Raw genomic sequence first — 21516 nt, forward strand, 5'->3', positions numbered from 1 at the left:
GTGTTTGCGTTGTTGTTGTTATTTTAAAGGTGACGGTGTCACGTTTTTCGGGATAGGGCAGTGATACGGTTGCGTGTCCGTAACTTGCTGATGCTCTTGTTGGCATTCTTGCAATAGCCCTGAATCAATGAAGAGATTAAGTGTGGTTGCTGCCATAGTTTTCGCCGCCAGCAGCATTCCTTTATGAGCAATAGATGTTCGCCCCTGGCTAACCAGTTGCCACGTATGTAGCGGGGTACCGACGGCAAAGCAGGGGCTGAAACACTGGGCAACAGGCAGTTTCCAACTGACGTCGCCGACATCAGTCGATGCCGCAAGCACGTTATCGGTGGCGGCATATGGAGCGACTTCATTCGCCAGTACCGTTTCACGATGACGTAGTGCAAAAGCCTTGCCGTTTTCGCCACCGGTTGCAGCGATATTATTCAGACTGTTTTGCCGATCGTTGGGGGTGAGCGTAGCCTGAATTTGTTTCGCAAAAGCCAGTTCTTCGCAGTTCCATTCCGGGGTACCAAAATGGGATAGGGCTCGGTACATGGCATTTTCTAAGGTGCGATTCGGGAGATAACTGGAACAGGCTTTGTCGAAGCGGCATTCAACCGTGGTTTCGGTCATCAATGCCGCACCTTCGGCGATTTTGGCGACCCGATCATAAATATGCTGCACATCGGTCATTTCGGGGGCGCGGATAAGATAAAGCACTTCTGCCTGCGCCTGGACCACGTTGGGCGAGATCCCGCCGCTATCTGTGATGGCATAGTGTACGCGCGCTTTTTCAATAATATGTTCGTTGAGGAAGTTGGTGCCAGTGGTCATCAACGTTACGGCATCAAGGGCGCTGCGTCCCAAATGAGGGGAATTCGCGGCATGTGCTGCGATCCCTTTAAAGCGCCATGATGCCTGAATGTTTGCCAGCGTGCGGGTATTGAACATACCGGCAAAGGCTTCCGGGTGCCAGGTGAGTGCCGCATCCACATCATCAAATACCCCCTCGCGGACCATGAACGTTTTACCCGAGCCGCCTTCTTCGCCAGGACAACCATAAAAGCGCACCGTGCCGCCTTGCCCATATTGTTCCAGCCATTTCTTGACGGCTATTGCAGCGGCAAAGGCGGCGGTTCCCAGCAAATTGTGTCCGCAACCGTGACCATTTTCACCGGGCGTCGCGGATGTAGGTTGCGCGCAACTTGCTTGCTGACTTAAACCTGCCAGGGCGTCATATTCCCCCAGCAGGGCGATAACCGGTTTGCCTTGACCAAACGAAGCAATAAAGGCATTTGGGATATTGCCTACGTTGCGGGTAACGGTGAAGCCTGCAGACTCCAGCGCCGAAGCCAGATGCTCCGCTGACCAGAACTCTTCAAAACGTGTTTCTGGATGATCCCAGATTTGATCGGCAATATCGGTATAACGTTGGCGATCGGCTTCAATCGCATCGTCGATAAAACGATAGATTTCCTGCATCAGATACCTCGCGTCCAGGGAAAATTGAGCGCGGTGCGCGCCAGCGTTTCGACGGCAATAGCGAGAACCTGCTCGTCAAAATCGAATTTTTCATTGTGATGACCTGCCGCCAGCTGTGTGCCAAATACCATGTAGGAGGCTTGCCCTTGATGTCGCTGCACGCGGGCCATCATTAATGTGGCATCTTCGGAACCCGCAGGCGCTTCAACACGTTCAATGGCCTGATTGACCCCCGCGACCTGAGCCGCCTGGATTTGCAACCATGCGACCCATTGCGGCGAAGGAGAACTGGCGGTAGCAGCACCCATCAGACGAGTTTCAACGCCGACACCATACATGGTTGCTGCGCCCTGAATCGCTTGTTGTGCACGTTCAAAAACATATTGATTAATGACGTCGCTGGCCCCGCGTGTTTCCACTTTCAGCAACGCCGAGGCAGGAACAACATTACGACCGCTTCCTGCCTGCATAACGCCCACGTTTACTCTGGAAGCGCCTTCGCTGTGCGGGGCGATTGCATGCAGTGCAAGAGTTGCTTGTGCTGCCGCCAACAAGGCATTGTGACCGTCTTCTGGTTTTGCGCCTGCGTGAGCGGCGGTCCCGGTGAAGTGCGCGTCAAATTTGGTGGTTGCCATAAAATTATCACTGCCGCACACCACGGTGCCCGCAGGTACGCCAGTGCCAATGTGCACGGCAGTAAAATAATCAACATCATCTACGACACCTGCATCGACCATCGCCCGCGCGCCACGCGTACCTTCCTCTGCAGGCTGAAAAATCAGTTTGATGACGCCATGTAGTCCGGACTCGAATTGTTTAAGGGTATGCGCCAGCCCAAGCCCAATGGCGGTATGCCCATCATGACCACAGGCATGCATCATTCCGGCGTTACATGACGCAAAACCGTCGCGGTAGGGGCGATGGCTGACATCCTGCTCTTCACTGAGATCCAGCGCGTCCATATCGACACGGAAAGCCATCACCGGACCGGGGCGACCAGTATCCAGGGTAGCGACGATGCCAGTGAAACCGCCTTCAAAAGCCGCAATCCATTGTTCTAGCGCCCCCTGTTGACGAGCGCGCTCGAATTCGCGTTGTAGAGTGAATTCATCAGGTAATCCCATCCGGCTACTTTCATTAACGACTTCGCGGCCCAGCGCCAGTGAATAACCGAGCTGGTGCAATTCTTCCGCAACAACGGTGGCAGTGCGGAATTCCACCCAGCCAGACTCTGCATAGTGGTGAAAATCACGTCGCCAGTGCGATAATTTTGGGGCAAGCGAATTAATAAATTGATTCAAAGACTCCATAACCTTTCCCGTCATCAGTAAAAAGTGTGACCCGGTTCACGTAGCGATAGTTTTTACTTATCACTAACTGATTTTTCACAGTTTTAACCGTTCATAAATTACCCTGACACAATCATCTGCATTAAAGTAGATGCCAGTTTCTTTGGTCTGATAAATAACGGTTATCGGTGGCGTCATGGCTTTTCAGGTAAAAATTCATCAAATTCGGGCTTTTGTTGAAGTGGCTCGTCAGGGCAGCATTCGCGGAGCGAGCCGAATGTTGAATATGTCGCAACCGGCACTGAGTAAATCTATTCAGGAACTGGAAGAAGGGTTGGCGGCACAACTCTTTTTTCGCCGTAGTAAAGGCGTGACGTTAACTGATGCCGGTGAAAGTTTTTATCAGCACGCCAGTCTTATTCTTGAAGAGCTGCGCGCAGCGCAAGAGGATATTCGCCAACGACAAGGGCAACTGGCAGGGCAAATTAATATCGGCATGGGGGCCAGTATTTCCCGCAGTCTGATGCCAGCTGTCATATCTCGTTTTCATCAGCAGCATCCGCAGGTAAAAGTACGCATTATGGAAGGGCAACTGGTGTCGATGATTAATGAATTGCGCCAGGGAGAACTGGATTTCACCATCAATACCTATTATCAGGGACCCTACGACCACGAATTTACTTTTGAGAAATTACTGGAAAAGCAATTCGCGATCTTTTGCCGCCCGGGACATCCCGCCATTGGTGCCCGTTCGATCAAACAGTTACTGGACTACAGCTGGACAATGCCGACGCCACACGGCAGCTACTACAAACAGTTGAGTGAATTGCTTGACGATCAGGCGCAAACGCCACAGGTCGGCGTAGTCTGCGAGACGTTCTCAGCCTGTATCAGTCTGGTGGCAAAAAGCGATTTTCTCAGCATACTACCTGAAGAAATGGGCTGCGATCCCTTGCACGGACAGGGGCTGGTGATGTTGCCGGTTAGCGAAATTTTACCGAAAGCGACCTATTATTTGATTCAGCGGCGTGATAGTCGCCAGACACCACTGACCGCGTCATTAATCACGCAATTTCGGCGAGAATGCGGCTATCTGCAAAGTTAAAACTGCATAAAAAAAATAGAGTCTGTCGACATCCGCCAGACTCTACAGTACACACAGCAGTGCATCCGCGTCTTAAATCCGGCATGGTCTCCTCTGCGCCGGTGACTGTGTTATAACGGTTTTAACCTTTAGTTGCCAATTTTCTTCAGTGACAGATTTCACGAAAATATAAGTTACATTATTAATATAGTGAATGAATAATCATGCATAAGCATTTTGCTTAAAATATCGGCAACATTTGGAACTTATTACTGGAAATTTGGGTAATACGTTGTTGGACCAGCCCGGTCTGGTTATCATATCGCGCTCTTAATTGCGGGAGGATGTAACATGAACCTTGACGACAAATCGCTGTTTCTTGACGCCATGGAAGATGTCCAGCCGCTGAAACGTGCTACAGATGTCCACTGGCATCCAACGCGTAACCAACGTGCGCCGCAGCGTATCGACACGCTGCAACTTGATAATTTCCTCACCACTGGATTTCTCGACATCATCCCGCTAACTCAGCCGCTGGAGTTTCGGCGGGAAGGGTTGCAACATGGGGTGCTGGATAAGCTGCGCAGTGGTAAATACCCGCAACAGGCGAGCCTGAATCTTTTGCGCCAGCCGGTGGAAGAGTGCCGCAAAATGGTGTTCAGTTTCATTCAACAAGCCCTGGCGGATGGTTTGCGTAATGTGCTGATTATTCATGGTAAAGGGCGGGAAGATAAATCGCATGCCAATATTGTCCGCAGCTATGTGGCGCGCTGGTTGACCGAATTTGATGATGTCCAGGCATATTGTACCGCGCTACCGCATCATGGCGGCAGCGGGGCGTGTTACGTCGCACTACGTAAAACGGCACAGGCAAAGCAAGAAAACTGGGAGCGCCACGCTAAGCGCAGTCGTTGATCTCGAGACGCATCCGCGGCTTATGCCGCCAGCACGCGGTTGCGTCCATCATTTTTCGCCCGATACAAAGCATCATCAACGCGTTTAAACAGCTCATCGATGCTTTCATTTCCTTCGTGATGCGCCACACCAATGCTGACGGTAAAGCGTGGTAAGCCCGAAATACTCACTTTTGCCACGCTTACGCGGATAGTTTCAGCCAGCGAAAGCGCGGTATCCAGTGGGGTTCTTGGTAGCAATAAGACAAACTCTTCGCCTCCCCAACGAAACACCAAATCGCCTTTGCGAGCGCAACTTTCGAGGGTGCGGGCGAGGGCGCATAACACCTCATCACCTTTAGAATGCCCATAGAGATCGTTAATGTGTTTAAAACGATCGGTGTCGATGAGCAACAAGCTGTAATCCTGAGCGATGGCGAGGTGCTGCATTTGGCCTGGCTCGGTAATGTGATAAAACTGTCGCCGATTCAGTAATCCGGTCATCGCGTCATGGTGGGCAGCATGTTCCAGCTGCTCCTCCAGCCGTTTTTGCTCAGTAATATCATGCACAATACATAACATGAGCTTGTCGCCATAAATTTCAATCGGACCGGCATAGGTCTGCACATGACGAGTCGAACCATCCGCCAATTTATGAACAAAATTCAAAGGCTTATGGCCACCGGGTAAATGCGAAATTTCATGCATGATAGGCATGACGCGTCGCCCGAGCATATTTATTTCCCAGGTATGTTTCTGGCACATCGTTTCATGGTTATAACCATAGAAATTGAGCGCGGCGAGGTTAGCATCAACGATTTGGCCATCTCGTGAGGGGTCAATCAACAACATTGGTGCAGAGTTAGTCAGAAAAAAGCGCGCATAAAAACCTTGTTTTTTGCGCTGATAATTTGCCGAGCGACTGGCTTTTAAACCCAGCGTTGCCGGCGCTTCGATACCTTCGAAAATAATCACCGGTTCTGCTTCTGTCAGCTCTCGCAAAACAAGCCGACAGCTTAATGCTGTTTCCTCTTCTTTACGTTGAACGGTGAGGATTTCGATAATATCGTGTTGGTTTTGCAGATCGGAGAGGTATTTCGGCAGTTCTTTTTGTGAGGAGACGGAATAGGGACCGGTTCGTAGCTGACTAAACGTGAGGTCTTGCATCAACAGTCGCGCCGCGCTGTTGGCATAAATTAACTGTTCCTCAAAGGGCGAAACGATCCAGACAGGACTGGTGAGTAAGTCCAGGGTATTGAAGTTGTGCGTAATCATTGAGATCCCGTTATTTTTATCAATTTTTGTTGCTATCCGATCGCAAAAAAGCCACGTCATATGATCAGATAATTCTGATAATGATAGACGCTATTTAACACTTCACACGGTTTGTATACGGAAAAGCATTTTGCTTTTTGTATTCAATTTAGACAGAATTTTATTAATCATTTCAGGGTAATGGGGTGATGAGATGTTGCGTAACAGGGCCAGAAGGCTAGACTACAAAATAATGCGTTGATGATGGAGGCACTGTGGAAGCGATTAAGGGATCGGACGTTAATGTCCCGGATGCAGTATTTGCATGGATGCTGGATGGTAGAGGCGGCGTTAAACCGCTGGAAAATACAGATGTGATTGATGAAGCGCATCCCTGCTGGCTCCACCTTAATTATGTACACCATGATAGCGCCCAATGGCTGGCGACAACACCGCTGCTTCCCAATAACGTACGTGATGCGCTGGCGGGCGAGAGCACACGGCCCCGAGTCAGCCGTCTCGGTGAAGGCACGCTGATTACATTGCGCTGTATAAACGGCAGCACCGATGAACGCCCCGATCAACTGGTCGCCATGCGTGTATATATGGACGGGCGGTTAATTGTTTCGACCCGACAACGCAAAGTGCTGGCGCTGGACGATGTGGTAAGCGATCTGGAAGAGGGCACGGGTCCGACCGATTGCGGGGGATGGCTGGTGGATGTGTGCGATGCGTTGACCGATCATTCCAGCGAATTTATCGAGCAGCTGCACGATAAAATTATCGACCTTGAAGATAATCTCCTTGATCAGCAAATTCCACCGCGTGGATTCCTGGCTCTGCTGCGCAAACAATTAATTGTGATGCGTCGCTATATGGCACCGCAACGTGATGTTTATGCTCGTCTTGCCAGTGAACGTTTGCCGTGGATGAGCGATGACCAACGCCGTCGGATGCAGGATATTGCCGATCGCCTTGGGCGCGGCCTTGACGAAATCGACGCCTGTATAGCACGGACTGGCGTGATGGCGGATGAAATCGCTCAGGTGATGCAGGAAAATTTAGCGCGTCGTACCTATACAATGTCGTTGATGGCAATGGTCTTTTTACCCAGTACCTTTCTGACCGGGTTATTTGGCGTCAACCTTGGTGGGATCCCTGGCGGCGGGTGGCAATTCGGATTTTCAATTTTTTGTATTCTGTTAGTTGTTCTTATTGGTGGTGTTGCTTTATGGTTGCATCGTAGTAAATGGTTGTAACAAAAGCAATTTTCCCGGCTGTCTGTATACAAAAACGCCGCAAAGTTTGAGCGAAGTCAATAAACTCTCTACCCATTCAGGGCAATATCTCCCTTGCAGGTGAATGCAACGTCAAGCGATGGGCGTTGCGCTCCATATTGTCTTACTTCCTTTTTTGAATTACTGCATAGCACAATTGATTCGTACGACGCCGACTTTGATGAGTCGGCTTTTTTTTGCCTGTTATATATCAGCGTCTACCCTTTAAGAGTCCACCCAATGACCGGAGGGAAATATGACGACACTCATTTATTTGCAAATTCCTGTCCCTGAACCGATTCCTGGCGATCCTGTTCCTGTGCCCGATCCGATCCCTCGCCCGCAACCCATGCCTGACCCACCCCCCGATGAAGAACCGATTAAATTGTCGCATCGTGAGCGTAGATCTGCGAGGATACGTGCCTGCTGACTTTGCGTCGATGACCACGAGAATAGATTGTGACCGCTTTTTCTACCCTGAATGTTTTGCCTCCCGCCCAACTCACGAACCTTAATGAGTTGGGTTATTTAACCATGACGCCGGTGCAGGCCGCCGCGCTTCCGGCGATCCTTGCCGGAAAAGATGTTCGCGTGCAGGCGAAAACCGGCAGTGGCAAAACGGCGGCTTTTGGCCTCGGCTTGTTACAGCAAATTGATGCGTCGCTATTTCAAACCCAGGCTTTAGTGCTGTGTCCTACGCGTGAACTGGCGGATCAGGTGGCAGGTGAATTGCGTCGGCTGGCGCGTTTTCTGCCAAATACCAAAATTTTGACGTTGTGCGGTGGTCAACCGTTCGGTATGCAGCGTGATTCGTTGCAACATGCGCCGCATATTATCGTGGCAACGCCGGGTCGTTTGCTGGATCACTTGCAAAAAGGCACGGTATCACTGGATGCGCTGAATACTTTGGTGATGGATGAGGCCGACCGCATGCTGGATATGGGATTTAGCGACGCCATTGATGATGTCATCCGTTTTGCGCCAGCATCTCGACAGACGCTTCTGTTTTCGGCAACCTGGCCGGAAGCCATCGCCGCAATCAGCGGACGAGTGCAACGCGATCCTTTAGCGATTGAAATTGACTCAACAGATGCTCTGCCTCCCATTGAACAACAATTTTATGAGACATTCAGCAAAGGCAAAATTCCGTTGTTGCAACGGTTATTAAGTTTGCATCAGCCATCCTCTTGCGTGGTGTTTTGCAATACCAAAAAAGATTGCCAGGCTGTCTGTGACGCGCTGAATGAAGTAGGGCAAAGTGCATTGTCGTTACACGGCGATCTGGAGCAACGCGATCGCGATCAGACTCTGGTACGTTTTGCTAACGGTAGCGCCCGTGTACTGGTCGCGACTGATGTTGCTGCGCGTGGTCTGGATATTAAATCGCTTGAGCTGGTAGTGAACTTTGAACTGGCGTGGGACCCTGAAGTTCATGTACATCGCATCGGTCGTACAGCGCGTGCAGGAAATAGCGGTCTGGCGATCAGTTTCTGTGCCCCGGAAGAAGCACAGCGGGCCAATATCATTTCTGACATGTTGCAGATAAAACTTAACTGGCAAACGCCGCCAGCTAATAGTTCCATTGTGCCGCTGGAAGCCGAAATGGCAACGTTATGTATCGATGGCGGGAAAAAAGCCAAAATGCGCCCGGGTGATGTATTAGGTGCGCTGACAGGAGATATCGGGCTTGATGGCGCAGATATTGGCAAAATCGCCGTGCATCCGGCGCATGTCTATGTCGCGGTGCGTCAGGCTGTTGCTCATAAAGCATGGAAACAGTTACAGGGCGGGAAGATTAAAGGAAAAACGTGCCGGGTGCGGTTATTAAAATAATGAAATGTTGAATCGCAGGGTGCAAGAGTCAATATCTTCTTCGGGATTGCCGGATGCGACGCTGGCCGCGTCTTCTCCGGCCTCCATAAGAGTAGCCCGATAAGCTTGCGCATCGGGCGCTATCCGGGTTATTTCACTTCAACCACATTCAGTCGTAACTCATCCAACTGATTTTCATCTTCTTCAGGCTGCCAACCCGCCGGTTGTAGAGGGATCTCTTCGCGATCAAACGCCAGATCACCCCCGTTAACCACTTCAGAACCGTGGGTAATGCCTTTGAAATCGAACAGGTTGGTATCGCACAGATGCGATGGCACCACATTCTGCATCGCGCTGAACATCGTCTCGATACGCCCCGGATAACGTTTATCCCAGTCACGCAACATGTCAGCAATCACCTGACGTTGCAGGTTAGGCTGTGAACCGCACAGGTTGCACGGAATAATCGGGAACGCTTTTGCATCGGCAAAGCGCTGAATATCTTTCTCGCGGCAGTAGGCCAGCGGGCGAATCACGATATGTTTGCCATCATCGCTCATCAGTTTCGGAGGCATACCTTTCATCTTGCCGCCGTAGAACATATTTAAGAACAGCGTTTGCAGGATATCGTCACGATGGTGACCCAACGCGATCTTCGTCGCCCCCAGTTCCGTTGCGGTGCGATAAAGGATACCGCGACGAAGACGAGAACACAGTGAGCAAGTGGTTTTGCCCTCCGGAATCTTCTCTTTCACGATACCGTAAGTGTTCTCTTCCACAATCTTGTACTCAACGCCCAGCGTTTCAAGATACTCGGGCAGAACGTGTTCCGGAAAGCCCGGTTGTTTTTGATCGAGGTTAACAGCCACCAGCGAAAAATTGATTGGCGCGCTTTGCTGCAAATTGCGCAGAATTTCCAGCATGGTATAGCTGTCTTTACCCCCGGAGAGGCAAACCATGATGCGATCGCCTTCTTCAATCATATTGAAGTCAGCAATGGCTTCGCCCACGTTACGACGCAGACGTTTTTGTAATTTGTTCAGATTGTATTGTTCTTTCTTACTAATTTCTTGATTTTGCGACATTTAAAAGCGACTCAATTCGTTATATGGCATCAGAAGAGTATGCGTCATGCCGGAACGCCCAGCATAAGAAATCTGATATAAAAACTGTGGCGTGTATGGTACGGATTAGAGGGGAAAATGTCAGCACATTTGCGAAATGAATCAAAAAGCCCGCAGCAATGTGCGGGCGTTAGTGTCAGCGCACAACCAGCACGGAGCACTCTGCGTGACGCACTACAGCTGCGGCGTTAGAACCGAGCAGATAAGTGGTGATATCCGGTCGATGGGAAGCAATGATGATCATATGAGCGGGGATCTTCTTCGCCAATTCCAGAATGCGGTCTTTGGGCGAGCCTTCCTCAACATGGACATGCACTCTGTCGGTTGGTAGTTTAAATTTTTTAATGATCTCTTCCAGTTGCGATTTGGCTTCCGCTTTCAGGTCATCCATTGCCGGTAATTCTGCGGAATACGCTAAACCCAGAGAGGCATAGTAGGGCAGTGAAGGTATTACCGTCAGGAAATGAACCTCTGCATCATCAATCTTTGCCTCTGCCTCAACGTGGCTAATCACGCGTTGAGTTAATTCTGAATCGGAAATATCGATAGGGACAAGAATCGTTCTGTTCATAAAACCTCCTGTTTTAGTATCCGCATAAAGTGTAACGCCAGATGACACTTTTTGTGTAATGACGGAGTTCACATTTTTAATTTAGATCAAAGGAGGAAGAATAAGCAGAAAAAGCCCGCCATAACAGCGGGCAGGAGGATTTAGAACTGATAAACCAGACCTAAAGCGACAATATCATCGGTAGAGATGCCGTTGGCAGCGTAGAAGCTGTCATCTTCATCCAACAGGTTGATTTTATAGTCAACGTAGGTGGACATATTTTTGTTGAAATAGTAAGTCGCGCCAACATCGGCGTATTTAACCAGATCTTTATCACCGTCGGTACCGACCAAATCCTTGCCTTTAGACATCAGGAAAGAGACTGCCGGACGCAGCCCAAAATCGAACTGATACTGCGCAGTAACTTCAAAGTTCTGGGTTTTGTTGGCAATCGTATTTGTTGAATCACCGTAAGGTGTCATGTTACGCGTTTCAGAATACATGGTCGCCAGGTAGATATTGTTAGCATCGTATTTTGCCCCGGCAGTCCAGGCGTCAGCCTTATCGCCTTTTGCGGTAGAGAATTCAGCCTGCTGGTTAGTGCGATCGGAGCTGGTATAGGCGGCACCAAAACTCATGCCCATACCTAAGTCGTAGGTAGTGGAGATGCCAAAACCGTCGCCATTGGCGTTCTTAATGTTTCGATCACCACCGTTTGCGGTACCTTCTTGCTCATGGGTGACCTGGTTTTCATTCGCGCCCTGGTACTGTAACGCAAAATTCAGACCATCAACCAGACCGAAGAAATCAGTATTACGATAGGTTGCTACGCCATTGGCTCGACCGGTCATATAGTTATCGGCTTTGGTATAAGAGTCACCACCGAATTCCGGTAGCATATCGGTCCAGCCTTCGATGTCGTACATTACGCCATAATTACGACCATAGTCGAATGAACCCAGGTCACCAAATTTCAGACCGGCAAAAGCAAGACGAGTCCAGGAATCACCTTTATCACCTTCAGAGCCATTAGCCTGCACGTTATATTCCACTGGCCATACCCAACCAGTTGATCCGTGATTTGCGTTTCACCCTTAAAACCAAAACGCACGTAAGTTTGATCACCATCACTATTGGTATTATCAGAAAAATAATGCAGGCCATCAACTTTGCCATACAGATCTAATTTGTTGCCGTCTTTATTATAAACTTCGGCTGCATGTGCAGCACCTGCGGCGAGCAGGGCAGGAATTAAAAGTGCCAGAACTTTGCTTTTCATTGAATAAATCCTTTAGTTATTTTATTTGCCTTTTATCCCCATTTCGGGGAGTGAAAACATCCTAAAGGAGAAGTTCAGTTAGCCGATAAATATCATTTGTTACGCCTTAAGTAAAACCTTAATCAAATAATTCCTCTGAAATGATAATAAGTCTGGTGAATGTATCGAAGATAATACATACAAAATAAAAATTATACTTTTAATTTGCTATACGTTATTCTTCGCGGGTTATATGCCTTTATTGTCACAGATTTTATTTTCTGTTGGGCCATTGCATTGCCACTGATTTTCCAACATATAAAAAGACAAGCCCGAACAGTCGTCCGGGCTTTTTTTTAGAATTGGATAATCCTTATCCAGAGCATTTAATCGGTGTTGCTTTTTTCCGCTTTTCCGGCCATTTGTGCCAGGAAGTCATAGCGTTTTTGCAAATCAGCTGCAGCATCTTTCCATAACTGTTCTGCCACTTCTGGCTGCTGCGAATTCAGACGACGGAAACGTTGCTCATGAAGTAACGTTTCTTCCAGTGCTTCTGACGGCGGGCGTGAATCCAGTGCCAGCGGCAGTTTGCCTTCATCGGCTCGACGTGGATCAAAGCGATATAGCGGCCAGAAGCCGGTAGCAGTGAGTTGGCGCATCTGGTCGTGGCTGAGAGCCAGATCGTAACCATGCTCTTCACACGGGCTATAAGCAATGATCAGCGATGGTCCCGGATACGCTTCCGCTTCCTGAATCGCTTTCACCGTCTGGTTCAGCTGCGCGCCGAGAGAAATCTGCGCCACATAAACATGACCGTACATCATCATACTGACGCCAAGATCTTTACGCGCTTTACGTTTGCCGTGCTCGCCGAACTTAGTTACTGCACCCAGCGGTGTCGCTTTCGACGCCTGACCACCAGTGTTGGAATAGCATTGCGTATCCAGCACCAGAATGTTGACGTTTTCCGTCAGGCTCAATACATGATCCAGACCGCCAAAGCCAATATCGTAAGCCCAGCCATCGCCACCAATCAGCCAGATTGATTTTTCCACCAGAGCATCTGCGTCACGCAGCAGTTCATGTGCTTCGGCAACATCGTTGAGTTGCTGGCGTAAAGCTGCAACCTGTTCACGACGAATCTCTGGCGTAGCGTCTGATTTCAACGCAGTCAGTAATTCCGCCGGGATTTTATCGGCAAATTGATCCAGCAGACGCAGCACGCGGACACGGTGTTGATCGACCGTAAGGCGGAAACCAAGGCCGAATTCGGCGTTATCTTCAAACAGCGAGTTCGCCCATGCCGGTCCACGACCGTTGGCATCAGTGGTATATGGTGTGGAGGGCAGGTTACCACCATAAATTGAAGAACAACCCGTAGCGTTAGCGATCAACATCCGATCGCCATAGAGCTGAGTCAGCAATTTAATATACGGCGTCTCGCCACAACCGGAGCAAGCACCGGAATATTCAAACAGCGGTGTAATCAGCTGTGATGTACGAATATCAATACGTTCCAGTTTGCTACGGTCGATTTCTGGCAGGTTGAGGAAGAAATCGTAATTGATTTTCTCTTCTTCGACATGTTCCAGCCGCGACATCATATTGATGGCTTTAATCTCTGGATTCTGACGGTCTTTCGCCGGGCAAACTTCGACGCACAGGTTACAACCGGTGCAATCTTCCGGAGCCACCTGCAAGACATATTTCTGCCCGCGCATATCACGCGATTTCACATCCAGCGAATGCAGGCTGGCAGGGGCGTTTTCCATCGCTTCAGGCGGTACCACTTTTGCGCGAATAGCTGAGTGTGGGCAAGCAGCGACGCAGTGGTTACATTGGGTACAGAGTTCCTCTTTCCAGATGGGGATCTCTTCGGCGATATTGCGTTTTTCCCAGCGCGTGGTGCCCATCGGCCAGGTGCCGTCTGGCGGCAGCGCCGAAACGGGGAGGGCATCACCAAGCCCGGCGAGCATCGCCGCGGTTACGGTTTTCACGAAATCAGGGGCGGCATCGGAAACCACTGGCGGTCGATTGGCGCTGTGCGGATTTACTGGTTGCAGCGGAACTTCTTCTACGGATTCACGTGCCAGCGCCAGAGCCTGCCAGTTGCGCTCCACCAGATCCTGACCTTTGCTACTGTAACTTTTGGCAATCGCACCCTGCAATTCTGCGAGGGCGCTATCGCCAGGCAGAATTTGCGTCAGATGGAAAAAAGCCATCTGCATGACGGTATTAATTCGGGCCGCCAGGCCACATTCGCGGGCGATTTTCGCCGCGTTAATCACATAGAAGCGCGCTTTTTTCTGGTTTAACACGGCCTGAACTTCCTGCGGCAAGCGCGACCACACTTCATCTGCGCTGTACGGCGTGTTGAGCAGGAAAATGCCGCCAGGTTTTAAACGCTCAACCATCTGATATTTGTCGATAAACTGCAACTGGTGGCAGCCAACAAAATCAGCCTGGGAAATCAGATAAGCGGAACGAATCGGCTGCTCGCTCACGCGAAGGTGAGAAACCGTCAGGCCGCCCGCCTTTTTGGAGTCGTAAACAAAATAGCCCTGTGCGTACCACGGCGTGGAATTACCGATAATCTTGATATTGTTTTTGGTCGCGGAAACGCTGCCATCACTACCAAGGCCATAAAACAAGGCTTCAAGTTTCGCCGAGTTTGGCAGGGTGTTTTCCGGCAACGGCAGTGACAGATTGGTCACATCATCGTAAATACCAACCGTAAAGCGCGCTTTCGGTTTAGCCGCGTTGAGCTCGGCAAATACCGCCAGTACACAGTCCGGGCCAAATTCTTTGGATGAAAGACCATAGCGCCCACCAATGACACGGGGCAGGGTTTCGCGCTCGCCATTATTAAAGGCTTCTGCCAGTGCGGTCATCACATCCAGATAGAGCGGTTCTGCCTGGGCACCGGGTTCTTTGGTTCTGTCCAGTACCGCCACGCTGCGTACGGATCCCGGCAGAGCTTGTAGCAAGTGTTTGGCGGAGAAGGGACGGTACAGGCGAACTTTCAGCACGCCGACTTTTTCGCCACGGGTTAGCAATTCATCAACCACTTCTTCACAGGTGCCAATGGCTGAGCCCATCAGGATAATCACCCGTTCCGCTTGCGGATGCCCATAATACTCAAATGGCTGATACTGACGACCTGTCGCGGCAGCGAAATCATTCATCGCCTGTTCAACATGGTCATAGACCGCGTTGTACCAGGGGTTGGTGGCTTCGCGAGACTGGAAATAAGTGTCAGGATTGGCGGACGTACCGCGGATCACCGGATGTTCCGGGTTGAGCGCCCGGGCGCGATGAGCATCAATTTCGGCCTGCGGCATGAGATCAAGAATAGTGTCATCGGCCAGCGGGACAATTTTATTGATTTCGTGGGACGTGCGGAAACCATCAAAGAAATGAATAAATGGCACGCGGCTCTTCAGCGTTGCGATGTGCGAAATGAGAGCAAAGTCTTGCGCTTCCTGGACGTTAGCCGCACACAACATCGCGCAACCCGTCTGGCGCACCGCCATAACGTCGGAATGATCGCCAAAAATAGAGAGTGCATGTGTGGCAACGGTACGTGCCGCTACATGCAGGACAAACGGTGTGAGTTCGCCTGCCAGTTTGTACAGCGTCGGGATCATCAGCAGCAAACCCTGCGATGACGTAAACGATGTTGAAAGGGCACCCGTCTGCAAAGCGCCATGCACGGTAGCGATAGCACCCGCTTCCGACTGCATTTCAACCACGCGTGGTGTGTCTCCCCAAACGTTCTTCAAGCCGTTTCCGGCCCAGGCATCAGCCTGTTCTGCCATCGTGGAACTGGGGGTAATAGGGTAGATGGCGATAACTTCACTGGTGCGAAACGCCACCGAAGCAACCGCGCCATTACCGTCAATAGTAATCATATGACACCCTTACATTGCGCAAATGAGGGGCGCACGAAATTGCTGCGCGCCCAGTAGTTATCTTTCAATTTTAGCAAATGGCTTTCTTCTGCATTTTCGCTTTTGTGTCCCCCACATCAGCGTAATGAATGTTTTGATCAAACAGAGGGCAAAAAAATAGCCATAAAAAAGTAAAAATGCGGGGCAACGCGCAGGACAGCTCTCGACGCCGCCCTCTGTGCTGCCTATTATTTATGGCGGTGTCGTTTGGCTTGAAGATCAGAGGAAGAAAAGATGCGAGCAGCGTTTTGGGTAGGGTGTGCCGCTTTATTATTGTCGGCGTGTAGTAGTGAACCTGTTCAGCAGGCGACTGCGGCGCACGTAGCGCCAGGTTTAAAAGCGTCGATGTCCAGTAGTGGAGAAGCAAATTGTGCAATGATCGGCGGTTCGCTTTCTGTTGCCCGTCAACTGGATGGTACGGCGATTGGGATGTGTGCATTACCCAACGGCAAACGCTGTAGCGAACAGTCACTTGCCGCCGGGAGCTGTGGCAGCTATTAATTCATTAAATCCGCCAGCTTATAAGTTAATGTCTGTTTCGCGGTCGCCAGCGTTAACTGGTTCGCGGTCAGATCCACTTGTGCACCTTCTTTCAGCATTTCGCTAATGGTGTTATCGAGTTCATTAAGCTGCGGGTTAGCGCACATCATACGGGTCATTGCCAGTCCTTTGGCTGTCAGTTCACCATTAGACAGTTTGCCTTCACCGCTAAAGCGGTTACACATGCTGCCGGAAATCATCATCTTTTCACCAAAGCTGATTTCTGGCGGATTTTTATCGCTGGTCACGGGCTTACCGTTTACGCTTTCCAGCACAAAGCGATGATGCTGTAGCTGTTCTGGGGTTACAGCAATTTTGTCATTACTTACACATCCCGCCATCAGCAGGCTTAGCGCAACAAACGCGGCTACTTTCTTCATTGTGGTTCTCAATTACAGTTTCTTACTCAGGACTATTTTAAGAATAGAGGATGAAAGGTCTTTGGGGATTATCTGAATAAGCTCCCCTGGAATGCAGGGGAGCGGCAAGATTAAACCAGTTCGTTCGGGCAGGTTTCGCCTTTTTCCAGATTGCTTAAGTTTTGCAGCGTAGTCTGAGAAATACTGGTCAGTGCTTCTGCTGTCAGGAATGCCTGGTGCCCGGTAAACAGCACGTTGTGGCAGGCAGACAGACGACGGAATACGTCATCCTGGATCACGTCGTTGGATTTGTCTTCAAAGAACAGATCGCGTTCGTTCTCATACACGTCCATACCCAACGAACCAATTTTCTGATTTTTCAGCGCTTCAATTGCTGCCTGAGAATCAATCAATGCACCGCGACTGGTATTGACGATCATCACGCCATTTTTCATCTGATCGAAGGCGGCTTCGTTCAACAGATGATAGTTTTCCGGTGTCAGCGGGCAGTGCAGAGAGATAACGTCTGATTCAGAGAACAGGGTTGGCAGATCGACATACTCCACACCGAGTTCCAGCGCCGCCGCACTTGGATACGGATCGAACGCCAGCAGACGCATACCAAAACCTTTCAGAATGCGCAGCATCGCCACACCGATTTTACCAGTACCGATAACGCCTGCCGTTTTGCCATACATAGTAAAGCCGGTCAGACCTTCCAGAGAGAAGTTGGCGTCACGGGTACGCTGATACGCGCGGTGAATACGGCGGTTCAGCGTCATCATCATACCGATGGCATGTTCAGCAACGGCTTCTGGATCATAGGCTGGAACACGGACTACTTTCAGCCCCAGTTCTTTTGCCGCGTCAAGGTCGACGTTATTGAAACCGGCACAGCGCAGGGCGATATATTTAACGCCGTGCTTTTTCAGCTCTTCCAGCACCGGGCGGCTGCCGTCATCGTTTACGAAAATACATACCGCTTCGCAGCCATTGGCAGTTTTAGCGGTTTTTTCCGTCAGCAGAAAGTCAAAAAATTCCAGCTCAAAGCCAAAGGACTCGTTCACCTGTTGCAGGTACTTCTTGTCGTACTGTTTTGTGCTATAAACGGCGAGTTTCATAAGACTTTCTCCAGTGATGTTGAATCACATTTAAGCTACTAAAAATATTTTACAAAATTTCAAATATAATTGAAAGCTATGGCGATATTGAAAAATTCATCAACAACTATGCTTAGTGTAGGCGCAACCTTCAACTGAACGGTTAAACATGCCACAATACCCGTATTGAATGCTTAATTTTTCGCTAAATCAGGATATTAACTACCCATGCTGGGTAAATATAAAGCCGTTCTCGCGCTGTTATTACTGATTATTCTTGTGCCGTTGACGCTGCTGATGACGCTCGGGCTGTGGGTTCCTACGCTGGCGGGCATCTGGCTACCGCTCGGGACACGTATTGCATTAGATGAAAGCCCACGCATTACGCGTAAAGGTTTAATCATTCCCGATCTCCGTTATCTGGTGGGAGATTGTCAGCTTGCGCATATCACCAACGCCAGCCTTTCACATCCCAGCCGCTGGTTATTGAACGTCGGCACGGTAGAACTTGATTCTGCTTGTCTGGCGAAATTGCCGCAGACGGAGCAATCGCCAGCCGCTCCAAAAACCCTCGCGCAGTGGCAGGCCATGTTGCCTAACACCTGGATCAATATCGATAAACTGATTTTTTCTCCCTGGCAGGAATGGCAGGGAAAACTCTCTCTCGCATTAACCTCCGATATCCAGCAACTGCGTTATCAGGGCGAAAAAGTTAAATTTCAAGGCCAGCTGAAAGGGCAACAACTTACAGTCAGCGAACTGGATGTCGTCGCGTTTGAAAATCAGCCGCCGGTTAAACTGGTGGGGGAATTTACTATGCCGCTCGTGCCGGATGGACTTCCGGTAAGTGGGCATGCTACTGCGACGTTAAACTTGCCGCAGGAACCGTCACTGGTGGATGCAGAGCTGGACTGGCAGGAAAATAGCGGGCAATTGATCGTGCTGGCACGGGATAACGGCGATCCGTTGCTCGATTTGCCGTGGCAAATTACTCGTCAACAATTGACCGTAAGCGATGGTCGCTGGAGCTGGCCGTATGCAGGTTTTCCTTTGAGTGGCCGACTGGGTGTCAAAGTCGACAACTGGCAGGCAGGGCTCGAGAACGCTCTGGTCAGCGGACGACTGAGTGTGCTGACCCAGGGGCAAGCGGGTAAGGGCAACGCGGTGCTTAATTTTGGCCCAGGAAAATTAAGCATGGATAACAGCCAGCTGCCTATGCAACTGACCGGTGAAGCGAAACAGGCGGACCTCATTTTATATGCCCGTTTACCTGCGCAGCTAAGTGGAAGTCTGTCTGACCCAACGTTGACCTTTGAGCCAGGCGCGTTACTTCGTTCAAAGGGAAGAGTCATTGATTCGCTGGACATCGATGAAATCCGCTGGCCTTTAGCGGGTGTAAAAGTCACCCAACGTGGTATTGACGGACGTTTGCAGGCCATTTTGCAGGCGCATGAAAATGAACTGGGCGATTTCGTGCTGCATATGGATGGACTGGCGAATGATTTTCTCCCTGACGCTGGCCGCTGGCAGTGGCGCTACTGGGGAAAAGGCAGTTTTACACCGATGAATGCCACCTGGGATGTCGCAGGAAAGGGTGAGTGGCATGACAGCACGATTACGCTGACCGATCTCTCCACCGGTTTCGACCAGTTACAATACGGTACGATGACGGTAGAAAAGCCGCGACTAATTCTCGACAAGCCCGTCGTCTGGGTACGTGACGCACAGCATCCCTCCTTTAGCGGCGCGCTGTCACTGGACGCCGGGCAAACGCTGTTCACTGGCGGCAGTGTGTTACCGCCATCGACCTTAAAATTTAGCGTCGATGGACGCGATCCGACGTATTTCCTCTTTAAAGGCGATTTACATGCTGGTGAGATTGGCCCGGTTCGGGTAAATGGTCGCTGGGACGGTATTCGTCTGCGCGGTAACGCCTGGTGGCCTAAACAATCACTGACCGTATTCCAGCCGCTGGTGCCACCCGACTGGAAGATGAACTTACGCGATGGCGAACTATATGCCCAGGTCGCATTTTCTGCTGCGCCTGAACAAGGATTCCGCGCGGGAGGGCACGGCGTGTTGAAAGGCGGTAGTGCCTGGATGCCAGATAATCAGGTTAACGGTGTCGATTTTGTCCTGCCTTTCCGTTTTGCCGATGGAGCCTGGCATCTGGGGACTCGCGGCCCCGTTACGTTGCGAATTGCCGAAGTGATTAATCTGGTGACAGCGAAAAATATTACGGCTGATTTGCAAGGGCGTTATCCGTGGAGTGAAGACGAACCATTGTTGTTGACCGATGTTAGCGTCGATGTGTTAGGCGGTAACGTGCTGATGAAACAATTACGTATGCCGCAACATGACCCGGCGCTGTTGCGGCTGAATAATCTTTCCTCCAGCGAACTGGTTAGCGCCGTCAATCCGAAACAATTCGCCATGTCCGGGGCATTTAGTGGTGCATTGCCGTTATGGCTAAACAACGAAAAATGGATAGTGAAAGATGGTTGGCTGGCAAATAGCGGGCCAATGACCTTGCGGCTGGATAAAGACACCGCAGATGCGGTGGTGAAAGACAATATGACTGCGGGTTCAGCAATTAACTGGTTGCGCTATATGGAAATTAGCCGTTCATCGACAAAAATTAATTTAGATAATCTCGGTTTATTAACCATGCAGGCCAACATTACAGGTACCAGTCGCGTTGATGGTAAAAGCGGTACGGTAAATCTTAATTACCATCATGAAGAGAATATTTTTACGCTGTGGCGCAGTTTACGCTTTGGCGATAATCTCCAGGCATGGTTGGAGCAGAACGCACGTCTGCCGGGAAATGACTGTCCGCAAGGAAAAGAGTGTGAGGAAAAACAATGAAAATTTTACTGGCTGCGTTGACGTCATCTTTTATGCTGGTTGGCTGTACGCCTCGCATTGAAGTCGCTGCCCCTAAGGAACCGATCACTATCAATATGAACGTTAAAATTGAGCATGAGATCATCATCAAGGCAGACAAAGATGTCGAAGAGCTGCTTGAGACCCGTAGCGATCTTTTTTGAGGTGATGATGAAAAGAACATTACTTCTTTGTGCATTTCTTGTTGGCTTGGTAAGCAGCAATGTAATGGCATTGACTCTGGATGAAGCCAGAACTCAGGGGCGGGTAGGTGAAACATTTTATGGTTATCTGGTTGCGCTGAAAACGGATGCTGAAACAGAGAAATTAGTAACCGACATTAATGCCGAACGTAAAGCGAGTTACCAACAACTGGCAAAGCAAAATAATGTGTCGGTAGATGATATCGCGAGACTGGCGGGGCAAAAGCTCGTATCTCGCGCTAAATCAGGAGAATATGTGCAGGGCATTAACGGAAAATGGTTACAGAAATAAGAACGTCTGCCCCGCTTGTTGCGGGTATAGTTCTCTACTACACGACTTCTTTCATCGCAGCCTGGTAGATTCGAACAATTCACACAGGAGGCAACAATGAGCTACAAAATAGAATTTCTGCGTTTATTATCGGTTCAAGTAAAATAATAAGAATTGATATTTCGAATATGTGTGAATTTAC

Annotated in this window: 18 protein-coding genes and 1 pseudogene; 10 read left to right on the forward strand and 9 right to left on the reverse strand. The window is 50.0% G+C overall.

What is annotated here, in order from left to right:
• Nucleotides 1-18: 18 nt before the first annotated feature.
• Both abgB and abgA read right to left on the reverse strand, forming a co-directional pair.
• Nucleotides 19-1464, reverse strand: a complete 1446-nt coding sequence (gene abgB / locus ACJHWR_RS14995) for a p-aminobenzoyl-glutamate hydrolase subunit AbgB (RefSeq protein ID WP_001156454.1) — start codon at nt 1462-1464, stop codon at nt 19-21.
• Nucleotides 1464-2774: a p-aminobenzoyl-glutamate hydrolase subunit AbgA gene (gene abgA, locus ACJHWR_RS15000; RefSeq protein WP_000444923.1), complete on the reverse strand. Its 1311-nt coding sequence runs from the start codon at nt 2772-2774 to the stop codon at nt 1464-1466. Before abgA ends, abgB begins: the two co-directional genes overlap by 1 nt.
• 175 nt (nt 2775-2949) lie before the next feature.
• Between abgA and ACJHWR_RS15005 the strand changes: the two genes are divergently transcribed.
• Both ACJHWR_RS15005 and smrA read left to right on the forward strand, forming a co-directional pair.
• On the forward strand, nt 2950-3858 hold the full coding sequence (locus tag ACJHWR_RS15005) for a LysR family transcriptional regulator (RefSeq protein ID WP_000885457.1): 909 nt from the start codon (nt 2950-2952) through the stop codon (nt 3856-3858).
• A 330-nt stretch (nt 3859-4188) separates the two neighbouring features.
• Nucleotides 4189-4752 carry a DNA endonuclease SmrA gene (smrA, locus tag ACJHWR_RS15010; RefSeq protein WP_001046840.1) on the forward strand — a complete coding sequence of 188 codons (564 nt, stop codon included), beginning with the start codon at nt 4189-4191 and terminating at the stop codon, nt 4750-4752.
• A gap of 20 nt (nt 4753-4772) precedes the next feature.
• On the opposite strand, the gene dgcM is transcribed toward smrA, so the two are convergent.
• Nucleotides 4773-6005, reverse strand: coding sequence for a diguanylate cyclase DgcM (gene dgcM / locus ACJHWR_RS15015; RefSeq protein WP_001361837.1), 1233 nt, complete (start codon nt 6003-6005; stop codon nt 4773-4775).
• A 193-nt stretch (nt 6006-6198) separates the two neighbouring features.
• On the opposite strand from dgcM, the gene ydaN reads away from it, so the two are divergent.
• The 4 genes from ydaN (at nt 6199) to dbpA (ending at nt 9094) form a co-directional block, all read left to right on the forward strand.
• Entirely contained in the window at nt 6199-6246 is a 48-nt protein-coding gene (ydaN, locus tag ACJHWR_RS15020) for a protein YnaN (RefSeq protein ID WP_211180494.1), read from the forward strand.
• 13 nt (nt 6247-6259) lie between these two features.
• Nucleotides 6260-7243, forward strand: coding sequence for a zinc transporter ZntB (gene zntB, locus ACJHWR_RS15025; protein ID WP_000387388.1), 984 nt, complete (start codon nt 6260-6262; stop codon nt 7241-7243).
• A gap of 274 nt (nt 7244-7517) precedes the next feature.
• Complete coding sequence (gene ynaL, locus ACJHWR_RS15030; protein WP_001296046.1) at nt 7518-7691, forward strand: protein YnaL; 174 nt, start codon at nt 7518-7520, stop codon at nt 7689-7691.
• Nucleotides 7692-7720: 29 nt separating this feature from the next.
• Nucleotides 7721-9094: an ATP-dependent RNA helicase DbpA gene (dbpA, locus tag ACJHWR_RS15035; protein WP_000123727.1), complete on the forward strand. Its 1374-nt coding sequence runs from the start codon at nt 7721-7723 to the stop codon at nt 9092-9094.
• A 128-nt stretch (nt 9095-9222) separates the two neighbouring features.
• Here dbpA and ttcA read toward each other — a convergent pair whose 3' ends face one another.
• The 4 genes and pseudogenes from ttcA to nifJ form a co-directional block, all read right to left on the reverse strand.
• Nucleotides 9223-10158, reverse strand: coding sequence for a tRNA 2-thiocytidine(32) synthetase TtcA (ttcA, locus tag ACJHWR_RS15040; protein ID WP_000081424.1), 936 nt, complete (start codon nt 10156-10158; stop codon nt 9223-9225).
• Nucleotides 10159-10333: 175 nt separating this feature from the next.
• Nucleotides 10334-10768: a universal stress protein UspF gene (uspF, locus tag ACJHWR_RS15045; RefSeq protein WP_001295593.1), complete on the reverse strand. Its 435-nt coding sequence runs from the start codon at nt 10766-10768 to the stop codon at nt 10334-10336.
• A gap of 140 nt (nt 10769-10908) precedes the next feature.
• Nucleotides 10909-12026, reverse strand: a pseudogene (gene ompC, locus ACJHWR_RS15050) (porin OmpC).
• Nucleotides 12027-12391: 365 nt separating this feature from the next.
• Nucleotides 12392-15916: a pyruvate:ferredoxin (flavodoxin) oxidoreductase gene (nifJ, locus tag ACJHWR_RS15055; RefSeq protein ID WP_000628185.1), complete on the reverse strand. Its 3525-nt coding sequence runs from the start codon at nt 15914-15916 to the stop codon at nt 12392-12394.
• Nucleotides 15917-16189: 273 nt separating this feature from the next.
• Between nifJ and ACJHWR_RS15060 the strand changes: the two genes are divergently transcribed.
• On the forward strand, nt 16190-16456 hold the full coding sequence (locus ACJHWR_RS15060; protein WP_001295715.1) for a DUF333 domain-containing protein: 267 nt from the start codon (nt 16190-16192) through the stop codon (nt 16454-16456).
• Here ACJHWR_RS15060 and hslJ read toward each other — a convergent pair.
• Both hslJ and ldhA read right to left on the reverse strand, forming a co-directional pair.
• The gene (hslJ, locus tag ACJHWR_RS15065; RefSeq protein ID WP_001298828.1) at nt 16453-16875 is read right to left on the reverse strand and encodes a heat shock protein HslJ; all 423 of its coding nucleotides are present in this window, start codon (nt 16873-16875) and stop codon (nt 16453-16455) included. The genes ACJHWR_RS15060 and hslJ overlap by 4 nt on opposite strands.
• Before the next feature lie 110 nt (nt 16876-16985).
• The gene (ldhA, locus tag ACJHWR_RS15070) at nt 16986-17975 is read right to left on the reverse strand and encodes a D-lactate dehydrogenase (RefSeq protein ID WP_000762229.1); all 990 of its coding nucleotides are present in this window, start codon (nt 17973-17975) and stop codon (nt 16986-16988) included.
• Nucleotides 17976-18182: 207 nt separating this feature from the next.
• Here ldhA and ACJHWR_RS15075 point away from each other — a divergent pair, with 207 nt between their 5' ends.
• Genes ACJHWR_RS15075 through ACJHWR_RS15085 form a run of 3 tightly spaced genes read left to right on the forward strand, consistent with a single transcriptional unit; the run spans nt 18183 to nt 21335 of the window.
• Nucleotides 18183-20822, forward strand: a complete 2640-nt coding sequence (locus tag ACJHWR_RS15075) for a YdbH family protein (protein WP_000900948.1) — start codon at nt 18183-18185, stop codon at nt 20820-20822.
• Nucleotides 20819-21004, forward strand: a complete 186-nt coding sequence (locus tag ACJHWR_RS15080) for a YnbE family lipoprotein (RefSeq protein ID WP_000698145.1) — start codon at nt 20819-20821, stop codon at nt 21002-21004. Before ACJHWR_RS15075 ends, ACJHWR_RS15080 begins: the two co-directional genes overlap by 4 nt.
• 7 nt (nt 21005-21011) lie before the next feature.
• On the forward strand, nt 21012-21335 hold the full coding sequence (locus ACJHWR_RS15085; protein ID WP_000831647.1) for a YdbL family protein: 324 nt from the start codon (nt 21012-21014) through the stop codon (nt 21333-21335).
• The last annotated feature ends 181 nt before the right edge of the window (nt 21336-21516 follow it).

Origin of the sequence: Escherichia sp. WS568 (genome assembly GCF_046486085.1) — a bacterium.
In the GTDB taxonomy this organism is placed as follows: domain Bacteria; phylum Pseudomonadota; class Gammaproteobacteria; order Enterobacterales; family Enterobacteriaceae; genus Escherichia; species Escherichia coli.

Bases quoted from the DNA above. Each gene is read 5' to 3' on its own strand.
- abgB (WP_001156454.1), bottom strand. From the start codon at position 1,464: ATGCAGGAAATCTATCGTTTTATCGACGATGCGATTGAAGCCGATCGC.
- abgA (WP_000444923.1), bottom strand. From the start codon at position 2,774: ATGGAGTCTTTGAATCAATTTATTAATTCGCTTGCCCCAAAATTATCG.
- ACJHWR_RS15005 (WP_000885457.1), top strand. From the start codon at position 2,950: ATGGCTTTTCAGGTAAAAATTCATCAAATTCGGGCTTTTGTTGAAGTG.
- smrA (WP_001046840.1), top strand. From the start codon at position 4,189: ATGAACCTTGACGACAAATCGCTGTTTCTTGACGCCATGGAAGATGTC.
- dgcM (WP_001361837.1), bottom strand. From the start codon at position 6,005: ATGATTACGCACAACTTCAATACCCTGGACTTACTCACCAGTCCTGTC.
- ynaL (WP_001296046.1), top strand. From the start codon at position 7,518: ATGACGACACTCATTTATTTGCAAATTCCTGTCCCTGAACCGATTCCT.
- ttcA (WP_000081424.1), bottom strand. From the start codon at position 10,158: ATGTCGCAAAATCAAGAAATTAGTAAGAAAGAACAATACAATCTGAAC.
- uspF (WP_001295593.1), bottom strand. From the start codon at position 10,768: ATGAACAGAACGATTCTTGTCCCTATCGATATTTCCGATTCAGAATTA.
- nifJ (WP_000628185.1), bottom strand. From the start codon at position 15,916: ATGATTACTATTGACGGTAATGGCGCGGTTGCTTCGGTGGCGTTTCGC.
- ACJHWR_RS15060 (WP_001295715.1), top strand. From the start codon at position 16,190: ATGCGAGCAGCGTTTTGGGTAGGGTGTGCCGCTTTATTATTGTCGGCG.
- hslJ (WP_001298828.1), bottom strand. From the start codon at position 16,875: ATGAAGAAAGTAGCCGCGTTTGTTGCGCTAAGCCTGCTGATGGCGGGA.
- ldhA (WP_000762229.1), bottom strand. From the start codon at position 17,975: ATGAAACTCGCCGTTTATAGCACAAAACAGTACGACAAGAAGTACCTG.
- ACJHWR_RS15075 (WP_000900948.1), top strand. From the start codon at position 18,183: ATGCTGGGTAAATATAAAGCCGTTCTCGCGCTGTTATTACTGATTATT.
- ACJHWR_RS15080 (WP_000698145.1), top strand. From the start codon at position 20,819: ATGAAAATTTTACTGGCTGCGTTGACGTCATCTTTTATGCTGGTTGGC.
- ACJHWR_RS15085 (WP_000831647.1), top strand. From the start codon at position 21,012: ATGAAAAGAACATTACTTCTTTGTGCATTTCTTGTTGGCTTGGTAAGC.